Consider the following 16,020-nt stretch of genomic DNA (forward strand, 5'->3'; position numbering starts at 1 on the left):
CTATCAATTGAATAGTAAAAGGAGACAGCCCCATGCACCGCAGAACCCTCTTGACCGCCCTGGCCGCCGCAGGCGCCACCTCCGCCGCCCCCTGGGCCTCCGCCCAGTCCGCGTGGCCCGACCAGCCCTTGCGCTGGGTGGTGCCGTACCCGGCCGGCGGCGGCACCGACGTGCTGGCGCGCACCGTGGCCGAGGCCATGCGCCAGACCCTGGGCCAGCAGATCATCGTGGACAACCGTCCCGGCGCGTCCACCAACATCGGCGCGCAGCTGGTGGCCACGGCCAAGCCCGACGGCAACACCTTCATGTCGGCCGACAACGCCGTGCTGGCCTACAACGAGCACCTGTTCACCAAGCTGCCGTTCAATCCCGAGAAGGACTTCACCTACGTGGGCGGCATCAGCCGCTTTCCGCTGGCGCTGGTGGTGCACCCGGCGTTCGAAGCGAAGACGGTCAAGGAATTCCTGGCCTACGCGCGGGCCAACCCCGGCAAGCTCAACTACGCATCGCCCGGCAACGGCTCGCCACACCACCTGGCGATGGAGATGTTCAAGAACCGCACCAAGACCTTCCTCACGCACATCCCCTACCGGGGCGCGGCGCCCGCGCTGCAGGACGTGATGGGCGGGCAGGTGCCCTGCATGTTCCTGGACCTGGCCGCCGGCCTGCCCGTGATCACCTCGGGCAAGGTGCGCGCGCTGGCCATCGGCTCGGCCAAGCGCGTGGCCGCGCTGCCCGACGTGCCCACGCTGGCCGAAGCCGGTGTGCCCAACACCGAGGTGTTTGCGTTCCAGGGCATCCTGGCGCCCGCCGGTCTGCCCGCTGCGATCACGGCGCGCCTGAACGGCGACCTGAACAAGGCCCTGCTCAACCCCGCTGTGGTCAAGCGCATGAACGACTTCGGCATGGAAGCCCTGCCCGGCACGCCCGAGCAGTTCCGCGCGATGGCGCGGGCGGAGTCCAAGCGCTGGGGCGAGATCATCAAGGCGGCGGGCGTGAAACTCGACTGACCCCCCTGAGCGGCTGCGCCGCTTCCCCCCAGGGGGACGCACCCGGTGGCCTGGCAAAGCCAGTTCCACGGGTGCACTCGCTTGGCGACGCGCCCTCTGCGGAGGGTGCAGCGGTGTTTCTTACTCCGGCAGGTGGCACACCGCCTCGATGTTGTTGCCCTCGGGGTCGATGACAAACGCGCCGTAGTAGTGGGGGTGGTAGTCGGGCCGCAGGCCCGGGGCGCCGTTGTCTTGGCCCCCGGCTTCGACGGCGGCGCGGTAGAAGGCATCGACCTGGGCCCGCGTGGCGGCCCGCCACGCCAGATGGCAGCCCGTAGTCGCAGGCGGGCCGCCGTAGGGCGAGGGGCCGTCGATGAACCACACATCCGCCTTCTTGCCGTCGGGCTCGGACGGAGCCGGGTAGGCATAGCCCAGCATGTTGGAGCCGTAGTTGCCTTCAAAACACAGGCTGTAGCCCAAAGGCGTGAGGACTGCGGTGTAGAACGCCTTGGTGCGGGCGATGTCGGTGACGCGGAAGGTCATGTGGTCCAGCATGGGAGGTCTCCTCGGGTTGTGGTGCCCTGTTTTATACCTGAAATACTGTTTGTAAATACAGTGTTTTTCAACCCGGCACACAATCTGTCGCGCGGATGGTGCTGCGCCCCCCTGCGTGGCCCGCAGTTCTTCAGGCCCATCCCTCCAGCACCAGCTTGCCCCGCGCCTTGCCGCTCTCGATGAGCGCATGCGCGCGCTTCAGATTCTCGGCATTGATGGTGCCAAAGCGCTGGTCCAGCGTCGTGCGAATCAGCCCCGTATCCACCAGCTGCGCCACCTCGGTCAGCAGCCGGTGCTGGCCGATCATGTCGGCGGTGCCGAAGAGCGCGCGGGTGAACATCAGCTCCCAGTGCACCGACACCGACTTGCGCTTGAACTTCGTCACGTCGAGCGACACCGGGTCGTCGATCAGCGCGAACTGGCCCTGCGGCGCGATGGCCTCGACGATCTGGTCGAAGTGCGCGTCGGTCTGCGTGAGGCTCACGATGATGTCCACCGAGGGGTGGCCGATGCGGGCCAGCTCCTGTGTCAGGGGCTGGCTGTGGTCGATCACGTGGTGGGCGCCCAGGTCGCGCACCCATTGCTGCGTTTCGGGGCGCGATGCGGTGCCGATGATCGTGAGGCTGGTGAGCCGCGCCGCCAGCTGCGTGAGGATGGAGCCCACGCCCCCGCTCGCGCCGATGATGAGCAGGGTCCTGTTCGTCGGCTGCTTGCCGGGCACCACGCCCAGGCGGTCGAACAGCAGCTCCCACGCGGTGATGGTGGTCAGCGGCAGCGCGGCGGCCTCGGCAAAGTCCAGCGATTGGGGGGCGTGGCCTACGATGCGCTCGTCCACCAGGTGCAGTTCGCTGTTGGTGCCAGCGCGTGCGATGGAGCCCGCGTACCAGACGCGGTCGCCGGGCGCGAAGAGCGTCACGTCGGGCCCCACCGCGCGCACGATGCCGCTGGCGTCCCAGCCCAGCACCTTGTACGCCTGGCCCTCGGCGGGGCCGCTGCCCTTGCGCACCTTGGTGTCCACGGGGTTCACGGAAACGGCATGCACTTCCACGAGCAGATCGCGGCCGGTGGCCACGGGGTCGGGTTGGGTGATGTCGAGCAGCGATGCGGGGTGGTCGATGGCGCGGGGGGCCTGGTAGCCAATGGCTTTCATGGTGGTGTGTCCTTGCAGAAAAGTGAGGTGGAAAAAGAGCGGTCCATGCAGTGGCGGCCAGGCGTCACGCCGCGGCCGCGTGCGCGCGGTAGTCGGAATACCCCTGGGCCGCGCCGCCGAACAGCGTGCCCGGGTCGTAGCCGGCCAGGGGCAGCCCGGCCGCATAGCGCGCGGGCAGGTCGGGGTTGGCGATGAACGGCCGGCCAAAGGCCACCAGGTCGGCCATGCCCGAATCCAGGATCTGCTGCGCGCGTTCGGGCGTGTACTTGCCCGCCACGATCACGCGGCCGCCATAGGCCGCGCGCAGGGCCTGGCGGAAATCGGCGGGAATGGAGGGGGCATCGTCCCAGTCGGCTTCGGCCAGGTGCAGGTAGGCCAGGCCCAGGGTGTCCAGCTCGCGTGCCAGGTGCAGGATGGTGGGGATGATGTCCGGGCAGTCCATGCCGCGCTGCGTGATGAACGGCGCCAGGCGCATGCCGGTGCGCTCGGCCCCGGCCTCGCTGGCCACGGCGGCGGCCACCTCGCGGGCGAAGCGGGTGCGGTGGGCCACCGGGCCGCCATAGGCATCGCTGCGGTGGTTGGAAGTGGTGCGCAGGAACTGGTCGATGAGGTAGCCGTTGGCGCCGTGGATCTCCACGCCGTCGAACCCAGCACGCATGGCGTTGGCGGCGGCGCGGCGGAAGTCGTCCACCACGCCGGCGATTTCGCTCGCTTGCAGCGCGCGCGGCACCGGGCAGTCGAGCATGTGGCCCACGCCGTCGCCGTCCGCCACCCACACCCGGGCCTCGGGGGCAATGGCCGAGGGCGCCACGGGCAGGCCGTCGGCGTGGAAACTGGCGTGCGACATGCGGCCCACGTGCCACAGCTGCAGCACCATGCGGCCGCCGGCGGCATGCACCGCGTCGGTCACCCGGCGCCAGCCCTGCACCTGCGCGTCGCTGTGGATGCCGGGCGTGAAGCTGTAGCCCTGGCCCTGGGGCGAGACCTGGCTCGCCTCGCTCACGATGAGCCCGGCGCTGGCGCGCTGGGCGTAGTAGTCGGCCATGAGCGCGTTGGGCACGCCGCCCGGCTGGCTGCTGCGGGCGCGGGTCATGGGGGCCATCACCAGGCGGTTGGGCAAGGTGAGCGGGCCGAGTTGCAAGGGGCGCGCGAGAGCGGGCGCGGTGGCGGAGGAGGTCATGGCGTTGTGCCTTGGCAAGCGGTGTGGAACATGGCCGTGATGGTGATCCTGTTGTCTTTTGTTTTAAATAGGTTGGTGGTTGAATCAATATTCAAAGAAAATTTGAAAATCCAGCCCTAAAACTCCCCACGCCACCCATGAAAAGCCTGCAGGACCTCGACATCTTCGTGCGCACCGTGGACAGCGGCAGCCTGTCGGCCACCGCGCGGGCGCTGGACCTCACGCCGGCGGCGGCCAGCGCGGCCCTCAAGCGGCTGGAGGCCGAGCTGGGCGTGGCGCTCTTCGTGCGCTCCACGCGCAGCCTGCGGCTCACGCAGGAGGGCGAGCTGTTCCTGGAGCACTGCCGCCCCGCGCTGGCCGCGCTGCAGCAGGTGCGGGGCCAGTTGCAAGGCGGCCAGGCCCGCGGATTTCGCGGCACGCTCCTGCTCGCCGCCCCCTCGGACCTGGGACGCAACGTGCTGCTGCCGTGGCTGGATGCCTTCCAGGCCGAGCACCCGGGCATCGACATCCGCCTGCAGCTGTCGGACCGCATGGCCAATGTCTACAGCGAGCCGGTGGACGCGGCCTTTCGCTACGGCAAGCCGCAGGATTCGAGCCTGGTGGCACTGCCGCTCGCGGCCGACCACCGGCGCGTGCTGTGCGCCGCGCCCGCCTATCTGCAGGCCCGCGGGGCGCCCGCCACGCCGCATGCGCTGGCCGGCCATGACGCCCTGTGTTTCATGCTCGGCGAGGACGTGCACGACCGCTGGCGCTTCTGGGATGCGGCGGGCCAGGAGGTGCTGGTGCGCGTGCGCAGCCGCAATGTGTCCAACGACGGCGACGCCGTGCGCCGCTGGGCCGTGCGGGGCCGGGGCATCGCCTACAAGTCGTACTTCGATGTGGCGGACGACCTTGCCGCCGGGCGCCTGGTGCCGCTGTGCCCGGGCTGGACCACCGAGGCCGTGCCCCTGTTCCTCGTGGCGCCCAGCCGCCGCCAGCTCACGCCGCTGGTGCGCGCGCTGCGCGACTTCATGGCGCAGCGGCTGCAGGTGTTGGCGGGCGCGGAGTCCGGTCGCCAGGGCGAAACCAGGGGTGGGGCGGCAGGGGCGCCGGATTGATCGGGGCCTCCCGGGGACCGCAGCACCTGAGGGGCGGCGCCAGCGTGGCCGTGGCCGTTGCCGCTACAGTCGGTCCACGCAGGACGCGCCACCGCGGCGCGCACGTTCCGCGCCCCACCAGGAGTTTCTTTCTTCCATGCCCGTACCCGCCCCGCCCGAATGGGCCGATGCCTTGCGCCGCGCCCTGCCACTGGCTGCCCTGCGGCCCGGCGACGTGGGTTACTTCCTGGTCAGCCCCGGTGGGCGCTATGTGGCGTGCACGACCCACGCCCTGCATTCGGTGCTGATCGACACGGCGCAGCGGCGCTACGCCGTGCTGGCCGACTGGAGCGTGCGGGGGCTTGACGATGGCGCGGTCGAGCTGGAGTCGGACGAGACCCGCCGGCAGGCGTTTGCGGTCTATGCCGACCTGTGGCAACCCGCCTTCACCGACCCGGCCTTGCCCTGGCAGGCGGCACGAGAAGAGGCCGAGGGCTGATCGATGGCCACCACCACCACTACATCTTCGGCGGCGGCGCGCGTGCCGGTGCCGGTCTGGGCGGGGCTTGGTGTGCTCGCCGTGGGCCTTGGCGTGTCGCTGGCCTTGCTCACCGGCTTCGGGCAGGCCATGGCATGCGGTACGTTCGGGCTCGATTGCATCGCCGCGGCTTTTGGCACGGTGCTGTGCACCCTGTGTGCCGCGCTGGTCCTGCTGCTGCGGGGCCTGGGCACCCTGCGCCGCAGCGGGGGATTCTCCGTGGCCAAGGTGCTGACGGTGGGCATCGCCGGCATCGTGGCGCTGGCGATGGTGTTGCTGCTCGGGTTTGCGGCGCTGGTGGTGCTGCGGTAGGCGGGGCAGGGAGGGGCATGGCGCGCTGGCGGGCCGGTGTGCCTGCCCGCCGTGTTGCGCAGGCGACGCTCGCCCCGGCCCAGGGCACGACACAATGCCCGCACCCCACCCAAGGATTGCCATGCTGAACTTCGACTTCCACAACCCCACCCGCATCGCGTTCGGCCAGGGCCGCATCGCCGACCTGGACAAGCTCGTGCCCGCCGCCGCCAAGGTGCTGATCCTGGTGGGCGGCGCCAGCGCCGAGAAGACCGGCACGCTGGCCGAGGTGCGCACGGCGCTCGCCAGCCGCCAGCACGCCACCTTCAGCGGCATCGAGCCCAATCCCAGCTATGAAACCTCGATGAAGGCCGTGGCGCAGATCCGCGAAGGCGGGTTTGACTTCCTGCTCGCCGTGGGCGGCGGCTCGGTGATCGATGCGGTCAAGTTCATCGCAGCGGCCGTGAAGTTCGAGGGCGGCGATCCCTGGGCCATTCTGGAAAAGCACGGCCGCAACGTCACCGCCGCGCTGCCCTTCGGCGCCGTGCTCACGCTGCCCGCCACGGGCTCCGAGATGAACAACGGCGGCGTGATCACCCACCGCACCAAGGGCGCCAAGCTGGCCTTTGGCAGCCACCACACCTACCCCGTGTTCTCGGTGCTCGACCCCACCAAGACCTACACCCTGCCGCCCCAGCAGCTCGCCAACGGCGTGGTCGATGCCTTCGTGCACACGGTGGAGCAGTACCTCACCTACCCGGTCAACGCGCCCGTGCAGGACCGTTTTGCCGAAGGCATCCTGCAGACGCTGATCGAGATCGGCCCGCGCCTCTTGACCGCCCCCGAGCCCGTGTACGACGACCGCGCCAACCTCATGTGGGCGGCCACCATGGCGCTCAACGGCCTGATCGGCGCGGGTGTGCCGCAGGACTGGGCCACGCACATGATCGGCCACGAGCTCACGGCGCTGCACGGCATCGACCACGCGCGCACGCTGGCCATCGTGCTGCCCGCGCTGCTGCACGAGCGCCGTGGCCCCAAGCGCGCCAAGCTGCTGCAGTACGGCGAGCGCGTGTGGGGCATCACCACCGGCAGCGACGACGAGCGCATCACCGCCGCCATCGAGCGCACGCGGGGCTTCTTTGAAAGCATGGGCATCGCCACGCGCCTGTCGGGCTACGGCCTGGGCGCCGACACCGTGGGCGCCGTGGTGGCGCAGCTCGAAGCGCACGGCATGGTCACGCTGGGCGAGCAGCGCGAGATCACGCCGGCCGTGAGTCGTCGGATTCTTGAAGCCGCGCTGTAAGCCAACGCCGCAACCTGCGCCGGGTGGGGGCGCGGCGGTGGGGATTGCGGGTAGGGTGGGAGACTCGATATTTTCAACCGCACCCAGGAAAGAGACGCCTAATGCCCCGCATCCTCATGGTTCTCACGTCGCACGACCAACTGGGCGACACGGGCAAGAAGACTGGCTTCTGGCTCGAAGAATTCGCCGCCCCGTACTACGTGTTCCAGGACGCGGGCGCCTCGGTCACCCTCGCGTCCCCCCGGGGTGGCCAGCCGCCGCTGGACCCCAAGAGCGACGCGCCCGATGCGCAGACCGATGCCACGCGCCGCTTCAAGGACGACGCAGCGGCCCAGGCGCAACTGGCCAGCACCTTGAAGCTGTCCGAGCTGGATGCCGCCCAGTTCGATGCGGTGTTCTACCCCGGCGGCCACGGCCCGCTGTGGGACCTGGCACAGGACGCGCGCTCCATCGCCCTCATCGAATCCACGCTGGCCGCCGGCAAACCCCTTGCTGCCGTGTGCCATGCCCCCGGCGTGCTGCGCGATGCCAAGGCGCCCGACGGCACGCCCCTGGTGCGCGGCAAGAACGTCACGGGTTTTACCAACAGCGAGGAAGCCGCCGCCGGCCTGACGCATGTGGTGCCCTTCCTGGTGGAAGACATGCTCATGGCCCACGGCGGGCTGTACACCAAGCAGGCCGACTGGAAGCCGCACGTGGTCACCGACGGGCTGCTGATCACTGGGCAGAACCCCGCGTCGTCCGAGCCTGCGGCGCAGGCCCTGCTGCAGGCGCTGGCGTGATGCTGCGGCCCTGACCGGGACGCCAGCTGCACGGCCTGCGCCTTTCGCCCACCGTTTCGCGCCGCCCACGGGCATTTCGTCGCATGCCGCTCCCCGTGCAGGGGGGCCGCGCCTACAGTGCCGCCATGCCGCCACCACACTTCCGCACGGTGGCGGCTTCTGGCAGACCCGACGAAAGGCGCACCGTGACCATCCTCCTCCTCCTGGCCCTGCGCTTTGCCGCGCGGCATATCCGCCCCTTCATGGCCGCCGCCTTCGTGGCGCTGACCATGCTGTCCGGCGCCGCATCGGCCCAGCACGCCGGCCTGCGTACTCTGGTCGTGCCCGGTGACGAGCCGATCAACGTCGCGCTGTTCTACCCCACCGTGCGCAGTGCAGGCGTAGTGCAGCTGGGCCCCTGGCGCCCGGTGGTCGGCCTGGGCGCGCCCGTGTCGGCCGAGCCGCTCAAGGGGCTGATCCTGGTGTCGCACGGCACGGGCGGCAATGAACTTGCACACCACAACCTGGCCACGCGCCTGGCGGCGGAGGGCTACCTGGTGGCCGCCGTGCGCCACCCGGGTGACAACTGGCAGGACCGCTCCATGATCACCTCGGGCCGCTACTTCGGCGAGCGCCCCCGCCAGGTGAGCCGCGTGCTCGACGCGCTGCTGGCCAGCCATGAGTGGGGACCCCGCGTCCCTGCAGGCCGCATCGGCGCACTGGGCCACTCGGCCGGCGGCTACACCGTGCTGGCCCTGGCCGGCGGGCAGGCCGAGCCCGCCCGTGCCGCGCAGCACTGCCGCAGCGTGCAGGACGACCCCGGCTTCTGCGGCCTGGCCCAGGGCCCCAAGGCGCCGCAGCCGGCCGCTGCCAACACTGCCACGCCCGCCAACGTGGTGCCGGACGGCGCCCTGGTCTCCGTGCCCGACCCGCGCATCCGCGCCGTCGTGGCCCTGGCGCCCATGGCCGTGGTGTTCACCCCCGAGAGCCTGAAGGCCGTCACCGTGCCGGTGCTGCTGCGCGTGGCCGAGCAGGATGCCGTGCTGACGGGCAAGTACCACGGCGGGCTGGTGGCCGCGAATCTGGCCACCGCGCAGGCGGACACCGTGCCGGGCGCCGGCCACTTCGCCTTCATGGCCCAGCCCAGCCAGAGCCTGCCGTCCGACGCGGGCGACGCCGCCGCCAACCCGGCGGGCTTCGACCGCGTGGCCTACCACGCGGTGCTGGAAGAGCAGGTGGTGCAGTTCTTCGCGCAGCAGTGGCGCTGAGTCTGATAATTTGAGATGAAAAAGCTTCCTACCGCTTGTCTGGTAAGCGGAAGTAGCTATCAAAAGTGTAGTTCCGGCTTCCGCCGGGCCCGCTAGTACGGCAGGATTCCGGGCAGCAGCGGCCGGGCCAACCGCTCGCACCACCACTTGAGCGCCTCGCCCCGGTGCTCGGACTTCCAGGCCAGCCAGAAGCTCTCATCAGCGCGGGGTTCCTCCACCGGCACCTCCACCAGGATGCCGTTTTCCAGCTCCACCCGCACGCAGGCGCGCGGCACGAAGCCGTGGCCCAGCCCGGCGGCCTGGCAGGCGATCTTGGCCTGCATCGACGGCACGGTGATGCGCCGCTGGCCCGACAGCAGACCCACCGTGCGGTCCGACAGCGTGCGCGCCCCGTCGCCCACCACCACGGCCGTGTGCTCCAGCAGGTCGCTGCGCGTGAGCGGCCGGCCCAGGCGCGCCAGCGGGTGCGACGCGGTCACGCAGAACACGAAGTCCAGGCTGCCCACCGCCACGGCCTTGTAGCCGCCGCCGGCGGGGCCTTCGCCCGCCGCCACGATGATGTCGGCGCGCCCATCGCGCAGCGCCTCCCAGGTGCCCGTCAGCGCCTCGCAGCCGATGCGCAGGCGCGTGCCGCAGTCCAGCCCCTCAAAGGCCGCGATGTCGTCGTTGAACGCGCTGGTGGGTATCAGCGAGTCGTGCACCAGCCGCAGCTCGGACTCGAACCCGGTGGCGATCTGCTGCAGGCGCGATTCGAGCTGCCGCGCCGAGGCCAGCAGCCAGCGGCCCTCCTTGAGCAGCTCGTGCCCCGCGGGCGTGAGCGCCACGCGCGGCCCGTTGCGGGTGAACAGGGCCAGGCCCAGTTGCTCCTCGAGCTTGCCCACGGCGTAGGAGATGGTGGACGGCACCTTGTGCAGCCGCTCCGAGGCGCCCGCGAACGAGCCGTAGCGGGCAATCGCATCCACCAGTTCGATGGCTTCGAGGGAGAGTTTCAGCATGGCAACAGGCCCGGATTTTCGATCATCGAAATTATCGATGATTGCGGGCCAAACCTTTCAACCTGATGCCCTGCCATGCGCCGGATACTTCATTCATCGCAGCACTGAGGACCAATGAAATCCAGCAGATTTCAAACCGGACGCCCAGTGTGAAATTCATCGACAGACATTGAAAGGAAGACACCATGCTCGACATCCGCAAAGCCCAACACCGCGGCAACGCCAACCACGGCTGGCTCCATTCGCGCCACACCTTCTCGTTCGGCCACTACCACGACGCCCACCAGCAAGGCTTTTCCGACCTGCTGGTCATCAACGACGACCGCGTGGCCCCGGGCAAGGGCTTCGGCACCCACCCGCACCGCGACATGGAAATCTTCTCGTACGTGCTGGAAGGCGCGCTGGAGCACAAGGACTCCATGGGCACCGGCTCGGTCATCCGCCCCGGCGACGTGCAGATGATGAGCGCCGGCACCGGCGTGCGCCACAGCGAGTTCAACCACTCGGGCGAAGAGCCCGTGCACTTCCTGCAGATCTGGATCGTGCCCGGCCACCGCGGCGCCGAGCCCCGCTACCAGCAGGTGCACTTCAGCGAGGCCGACAAGCGCGGCCGCCTGCGCCAGATCATCTCGCCCGAAGGGGCCGACGGCTCGCTGGCAGTGCACCAGGACGCCCGGGTCTATGCCGGCTTGTTCGACGGCAGCGAAGAAGCGGCCGAACTCAACGTGGGCCCGGGCCGCAACGTGTATGTGCACGTGGCCCGCGGCAGCCTGGAGGTGAACGGCGAGCGGCTGTCCGAAGGCGACGGCGCCCGCATCCGCGACGCCGGGGCCCTGCGCTTTGCCCACGGCGAAGGCGCCGAGGTGCTGGTGTTCGACCTGCGGCCCAACGAGCTGCCCACGATGCCGCACTGAGCGGATGGGGCGCCCTGAGGTGGGGGTGGGTGGGCGATGCCGCCCATCCCCTGCGCCCCGGCCCGCCGCATTGCCTTGACTCGTTTTTTTGTTTGTTCTTCTTCACGTACTTCATCTTCAATTTCCAGGGAGCTCACCATGACCCACGCCCACACCACGACTGCCAGCGCCAACGCCCGCCCCGTCGCCTACGCCAAGCCCGGCGCCACGCTGCTGAACGCCGACGACCACACCCTGGTCATGATCGACTTCCAGTCGCAGATGGCCTTTGCCACGCACTCCATCGATGCGATCACGCTGCGCTCCAACGCCGGCCTGGTGGCCAGCGCAGCCGCCGGGTTTGGCGTGGACACCATCCTCACCACCGTGGCCGAAAAGAGCTTCAGCGGCCCCATGTTCGAGGAAGTGACCGCACCGTTCCCCGGCCAGGCGCTGCTGGACCGCACCTCCATGAACACCTGGGAAGACGAGGCCGTGATCGCCCGGGTCAACGCCATCGGCAAGCCCCGCATCGTGCTGGCCGGCCTGTGGACCAGCGTGTGCATCGTCGGCCCGGCGTTGTCGGCCTTGGACCAGGGCTTCGAGGTGTATGTGATCGCCGACGCCAGCGGCGACATCTCGGCCGAAGCCCACAACCGCGCCATGGAGCGCATGGTGCAGGCCGGCGCGCGGCCCATCACGGCCCTGCAGTACCTGCTGGAGCTGCAGCGCGACTGGGCGCGGGGCGAGACGTACGACATGACGACGGGTATCGCCAGGAAGTTCGGCGGGGGCTATGGCCTGGGCATCACCTACGCCAAGACCATGTTCAACGCCCAAGAATCCTAAAAAAAAGGGTGCATTGGCCTACTGCGCGACCCGATCCCGCACCTGCGGTTCTCGCCGTACGCTTGTACGGCTGCGGTCCTCGATGCAGGCTTGGGCCGCTCGCTACGGCCACTGCACCCTTTTTTTGCGCTCTGCCATCGCTGAAATTTCGAAGCCAGAAGACCATGACACAACCCGCCCAAACCCCCGACCTCATCCTGCGCAACGGGCGCTTCACCACGCTGGACCGCGCCAACCCCGTGGCCAGTGCGGTCGCCATTGCGCAAGGGCGCTTCACCAAGGTGGGTGACGACCGCGAGGTGATGGCGCTGGCCGGTGCAGGCACGCGGGTCATCGACCTGGGCGGGCGCAGCGTGCTGCCGGGGCTCATCGACAACCACCTGCACATCATCCGCGGCGGCCTCAACTTCAACATGGAGCTGCGGTGGGACGGGGTGCGCAGCCTGGCCGACGCCATGGCCATGCTCAAAGCCCAGGTGGCGGTGACGCCCGCGCCGCAGTGGGTGCGCGTGGTGGGCGGCTTCACCGAACACCAGTTTGCGGAAAAGCGCCTGCCCACGCTCGCCGAGCTGAACGCCGTGGCGCCGGACACGCCCGTGTTCATCCTGCACCTGTACGACCGCGCGCTGCTCAACGGCGCCGCGCTGCGCGCCGTGGGCTACGGCAAGGACACGCCCGCGCCGCCCGGCGGCGAGATCGTGCGCGACAGCGCGGGCAACCCCACGGGCCTGCTGCTGGCCAAGCCCAATGCGGCCATCCTGTACGCCACGCTCGCCAAGGGCCCCAAGCTGCCGCACGACTACCAGGTCAACTCCACGCGCCACTTCATGCGCGAGCTCAACCGCCTGGGCGTGACCGGCGCCATCGACGCGGGCGGCGGCATGCAGAACTACCCGGATGACTACGACGTGATCCAGGAGCTGGCCGATGCCGACCAGCTCACCATCCGCCTGGCCTACAACCTGTTCACGCAAAAGCCCCAGCACGAGAAGGAAGACTTCCTGAACTGGACGGCCACCTCGCAGTACAAGCAGGGCACGGACTACTTTCGCCACAACGGCGCGGGCGAGATGCTGGTGTTCTCCGCCGCCGACTTCGAGGACTTCCGCCAGCCCCAGCCCGAGCTCGCGCCCGGCATGGAAGGCGAGCTGGAAGAGGTGGTGCGCATCCTCGCGCAGAACCGCTGGCCCTGGCGCATGCACGCCACGTATGACGAGACCATCGAGCGCGCGCTCAACGTGTTCGAAAAGGTCAACCAGGACACGCCGCTGGCCGGCCTGAACTGGTTCTTCGACCACGCCGAAACCATTTCGGAAAAGTCCATCGACCGCATCGCCGCCCTGGGCGGCGGCGTGGCCGTCCAGCACCGCATGGCCTACCAGGGCGAGTACTTCGTCGAGCGCTACGGCGCTGCCGCGGCCGAGGCCACGCCCCCGGTCAAGCGCATGCTGGAGAAGGGCGTCAACGTGTCCGCCGGCACCGACGCCACCCGCGTGGCCAGCTACAACCCCTGGGTGTCGCTGTCCTGGCTCGTCACCGGCAAGACGGTGGGCGGCCTGCAGCTCACGCCGCAGCGCAACTGCCTCACCCGCGACCAGGCCCTGCGCATGTGGACCGAGAACGTCACCTGGTTCAGCAACGAGCAGGGCAAGAAGGGCCGCATCGAAGCGGGCCAGCTGGCCGACCTCGTCGTGCCCGACCGCGACTTCTTTGCCTGCCCCGAGTCCGACATCGCCGACACGACCGCCCTGCTCACCGTGGTGGGCGGCAAGGTGGTCTATGGCGCGGGCGACTTCGCGCGCTTCGACGACGCGGCCCCGCCGCCCGCCATGCCTGACTGGTCACCCGTGCGCACCTTCGGCGGCTACGGCGCCTGGGGCGCCCAGGGAGGGCCGGACGGCGCGCCGCTGCAGGCCGTGCTGCGCAACGCTGCCGCGAACTGCGGTTGCGCCAGCAACTGCAACCTGCACGGCCATGCCCACGCCACGGCCTGGAGCAGCAAGCTGCCGGTGTCCGACCTCAAGGGCTTCTGGGGCGCCCTGGGCTGTGCCTGCTGGGCGGTGTGACGGTGCAGCACGCATTGCAATCGGCCGCCACCGCGCCCTGGGTGCAGACGCTGGCGCTGCTGTGCCTGTGCGCCGCCTACCTGCAGGGCGGCATCGGCAAGGCCCGCAACTTTGCCGGCGCCGTGGCCGAAGTGCGCTCGCTCGGCCTGGCGCCCGCCGCGCCCATCGCGGCCGCCACGCTGGTGCTGCAGCTCTCGGCCTCGGCGCTCATCCTTTCGGGCTGGTACCGCTGGCTCGGGGCGCTGGCCCTGGCGGGCTTCACCGTGCTCGCCGCTTTGCTGGCGGACCGCTTCTGGGCTGCACCGCCCGCCGATCGGCAGCGCAGCGCCAACGCATTTTTTGAACACTGGGGCCTGGTGGGCGGCATGCTGCTCGTCGCCTGGCACGACCTCGGAGGCCACCATGCCGGATAACCCACACGATCATCACCACCACCATACCCCCGCTGCTGCAGCGCCCGCGGCATCCACAGCGCCCGCGGCATCCGGCAGCTTCGCTCCCCTGGCCATCCCCGTCTTCGCGGTGCTCTGGGCCGCCACCGTGCTGGGCAACATCGGCAGCTTCATGCGCGACGTCGCCAGCGCCTGGATGGTGACCGAGCTCTCGTCCAGCCCCACCGCGGTCGCGCTGATCCAGACCGCCGCCACGCTGCCGGTCTTTCTGCTCGCCATTCCCGCGGGTGTGCTGTCGGACATCCTGGACCGACGCCGCTTCCTCATCGGCGTGCAGGTGCTGCTGGCCGCCGTCAGCGGTACGCTGCTCATCCTGGCCAACACCCACACGCTGACGGTGGAGTGGCTGGTGGCGCTGACCTTCGTGGGCGGCATCGGTGCCGCGCTCATGGGCCCCACCTGGCAGTCCATCGTGCCCGAGCTGGTGCCGCGCAGCGAACTCAAGAGCGCCGTGGCGCTCAACTCGCTGGGCATCAACATTGCACGCGCCATCGGCCCGGCGGCGGGCGGCCTGCTGCTGGCCAGCTTCGGCGCGGCCATGGCCTACGGCCTGGACGTGCTGAGCTATGTGTTCGTGATCGTCGCGCTGCTGTGGTGGAAGCGCCCCAAGGCCGAGGCCTCAGGCCTGAACGAGCAGTTCTTCGGCGCCTTCCGCGCCGGCGTGCGCTACGCCCGCGCCAGCCGCGAGCTGCACGTGGTGCTGCTGCGCGCGGCCGTGTTCTTCCTGTTCGCCAGCTCCGTCTGGGCGCTGCTTCCGCTAGTGGCGCGCCGCATGCTGGGCGGCACGGCCGGTTTCTACGGCGTGATGCTGGGCGCCGTGGGCGCGGGCGCCATCCTGGGCGCCGTGCTGCTGCCCCGCTTGCGCCAGCGGCTGGACACCGATGGCCTGGTGCTGCTGGCCTCGCTGCTCACGGCTGCCGTCATGGGCGTGCTGACCGTGGCCCCGCCCCAGTGGGCCGCCGTGGCGCTGATGCTGGTGCTGGGCCTGGGCTGGATCATCGCGCTGACCACCCTCAACGGCGTGGCCCAGGCCGTGCTGCCCAACTGGGTGCGCGGCCGCGGCCTGGCCATCTACCTCATGGTCTTCAACGGCGCGATGGCCGCCGGCAGCCTGGGCTGGGGCCTCATCGCGGGGCAGGCCGGCTTGCCGGTCACGCTGCTGATGGGCGCGGCCGGGCTGGTGGTGGCATCGCTCATCTTTCACCGCGTGAAGCTGCCCACCGGCGAGGCCGACCTGCAGCCCTCCAACCACTGGCCCGAGCCCCTGCTGGCCGAGCCCGTCGCGCACGACCGGGGCCCGGTGATGGTGCAGATCGAATACCGCATCGCCAAGCCCGACCTGCCCGCCTTCCTGCAGGCCATGCAGCGCTTGTCCCAGGAGCGCCGCCGCGACGGTGCCTACGCCTGGGGCGTGGCCGAACACACCGGCGAGCCGGGCCGGGTCATCGAATGGTTCCTGGTCGAATCCTGGGCCGAGCACCTGCGCCAGCACCACCGCGTGTCCAAGGCGGACGCGGACCTGCAGGCGGAGGCGCTGCGGTTTCACCAGGGGCCGGAGCGGCCGGTGGTGCACCACTTTCTGGCACTAACGCCGGGGGGCGTGGGTGAAGAGGGCCCAGCCCCGTCATCGAACGCTTCGCACGCACACTGA

At 69.9% G+C, this 16,020-nt stretch carries 16 protein-coding genes; 12 read left to right on the forward strand and 4 right to left on the reverse strand.

Annotated features, from left to right (window positions below; all coding sequences use genetic code 11):
* The first annotated feature begins 32 nt into the window (after positions 1 to 32).
* Positions 33 to 1,010, forward strand: a complete 978-nt coding sequence (locus tag AC3RCE_RS02960; RefSeq protein ID WP_492254485.1) for a Bug family tripartite tricarboxylate transporter substrate binding protein — start codon at positions 33 to 35, stop codon at positions 1,008 to 1,010.
* Positions 1,011 to 1,130: 120 nt separating this feature from the next.
* Here AC3RCE_RS02960 and AC3RCE_RS02965 read toward each other — a convergent pair whose 3' ends face one another.
* The 3 genes from AC3RCE_RS02965 to AC3RCE_RS02975 form a co-directional block, all read right to left on the reverse strand.
* The gene (locus tag AC3RCE_RS02965) at positions 1,131 to 1,544 is read right to left on the reverse strand and encodes a VOC family protein (RefSeq protein ID WP_218297292.1); all 414 of its coding nucleotides are present in this window, start codon (positions 1,542 to 1,544) and stop codon (positions 1,131 to 1,133) included.
* Positions 1,545 to 1,674: 130 nt separating this feature from the next.
* Positions 1,675 to 2,694, reverse strand: a complete 1,020-nt coding sequence (locus tag AC3RCE_RS02970) for a zinc-binding alcohol dehydrogenase family protein (protein WP_218297291.1) — start codon at positions 2,692 to 2,694, stop codon at positions 1,675 to 1,677.
* Positions 2,695 to 2,758: 64 nt separating this feature from the next.
* On the reverse strand, positions 2,759 to 3,874 hold the full coding sequence (locus AC3RCE_RS02975; protein ID WP_492254486.1) for an alkene reductase: 1,116 nt from the start codon (positions 3,872 to 3,874) through the stop codon (positions 2,759 to 2,761).
* A 137-nt stretch (positions 3,875 to 4,011) separates the two neighbouring features.
* On the opposite strand from AC3RCE_RS02975, the gene AC3RCE_RS02980 reads away from it, so the two are divergent.
* From AC3RCE_RS02980 to AC3RCE_RS03005, 6 genes are all read left to right on the forward strand, one after another.
* Positions 4,012 to 4,971: a LysR family transcriptional regulator gene (locus AC3RCE_RS02980; RefSeq protein ID WP_255591693.1), complete on the forward strand. Its 960-nt coding sequence runs from the start codon at positions 4,012 to 4,014 to the stop codon at positions 4,969 to 4,971.
* Between the two features lie 136 nt (positions 4,972 to 5,107).
* Positions 5,108 to 5,449: a hypothetical protein gene (locus AC3RCE_RS02985; protein ID WP_492254487.1), complete on the forward strand. Its 342-nt coding sequence runs from the start codon at positions 5,108 to 5,110 to the stop codon at positions 5,447 to 5,449.
* Positions 5,450 to 5,452: 3 nt separating this feature from the next.
* Entirely contained in the window at positions 5,453 to 5,800 is a 348-nt protein-coding gene (locus tag AC3RCE_RS02990; RefSeq protein ID WP_218297288.1) for a hypothetical protein, read from the forward strand.
* A gap of 121 nt (positions 5,801 to 5,921) precedes the next feature.
* Positions 5,922 to 7,085, forward strand: coding sequence for an iron-containing alcohol dehydrogenase (locus tag AC3RCE_RS02995; RefSeq protein WP_492254488.1), 1,164 nt, complete (start codon positions 5,922 to 5,924; stop codon positions 7,083 to 7,085).
* A 101-nt stretch (positions 7,086 to 7,186) separates the two neighbouring features.
* Positions 7,187 to 7,867, forward strand: a complete 681-nt coding sequence (locus AC3RCE_RS03000) for a type 1 glutamine amidotransferase domain-containing protein (protein ID WP_369641236.1) — start codon at positions 7,187 to 7,189, stop codon at positions 7,865 to 7,867.
* A 185-nt stretch (positions 7,868 to 8,052) separates the two neighbouring features.
* A complete protein-coding gene (locus AC3RCE_RS03005) occupies positions 8,053 to 9,114 on the forward strand; it encodes an alpha/beta hydrolase family protein (RefSeq protein WP_492254489.1) in 1,062 nt (353 codons plus the stop codon).
* A 92-nt stretch (positions 9,115 to 9,206) separates the two neighbouring features.
* On the opposite strand, the gene AC3RCE_RS03010 is transcribed toward AC3RCE_RS03005, so the two are convergent.
* The gene (locus AC3RCE_RS03010) at positions 9,207 to 10,109 is read right to left on the reverse strand and encodes a LysR family transcriptional regulator (RefSeq protein ID WP_492254490.1); all 903 of its coding nucleotides are present in this window, start codon (positions 10,107 to 10,109) and stop codon (positions 9,207 to 9,209) included.
* Positions 10,110 to 10,294: 185 nt separating this feature from the next.
* On the opposite strand from AC3RCE_RS03010, the gene AC3RCE_RS03015 reads away from it, so the two are divergent.
* From AC3RCE_RS03015 to AC3RCE_RS03035, 5 genes are all read left to right on the forward strand, one after another.
* Entirely contained in the window at positions 10,295 to 11,023 is a 729-nt protein-coding gene (locus AC3RCE_RS03015) for a pirin family protein (RefSeq protein WP_492254491.1), read from the forward strand.
* Between the two features lie 138 nt (positions 11,024 to 11,161).
* The gene (locus AC3RCE_RS03020) at positions 11,162 to 11,851 is read left to right on the forward strand and encodes a hydrolase (RefSeq protein WP_492254492.1); all 690 of its coding nucleotides are present in this window, start codon (positions 11,162 to 11,164) and stop codon (positions 11,849 to 11,851) included.
* Positions 11,852 to 12,015: 164 nt separating this feature from the next.
* Positions 12,016 to 13,917 (forward strand): amidohydrolase, encoded by a 1,902-nt coding sequence (locus AC3RCE_RS03025; protein ID WP_492254493.1) that lies wholly within the window; start codon positions 12,016 to 12,018, stop codon positions 13,915 to 13,917.
* A 2-nt stretch (positions 13,918 to 13,919) separates the two neighbouring features.
* Entirely contained in the window at positions 13,920 to 14,330 is a 411-nt protein-coding gene (locus tag AC3RCE_RS03030; RefSeq protein ID WP_492254494.1) for a DoxX family protein, read from the forward strand.
* Complete coding sequence (locus AC3RCE_RS03035; RefSeq protein ID WP_492254495.1) at positions 14,320 to 16,020, forward strand: MFS transporter; 1,701 nt, start codon at positions 14,320 to 14,322, stop codon at positions 16,018 to 16,020. Before AC3RCE_RS03030 ends, AC3RCE_RS03035 begins: the two co-directional genes overlap by 11 nt.

It is taken from the genome of Acidovorax sp. GW823-FHT05D11 (assembly GCF_058795695.1).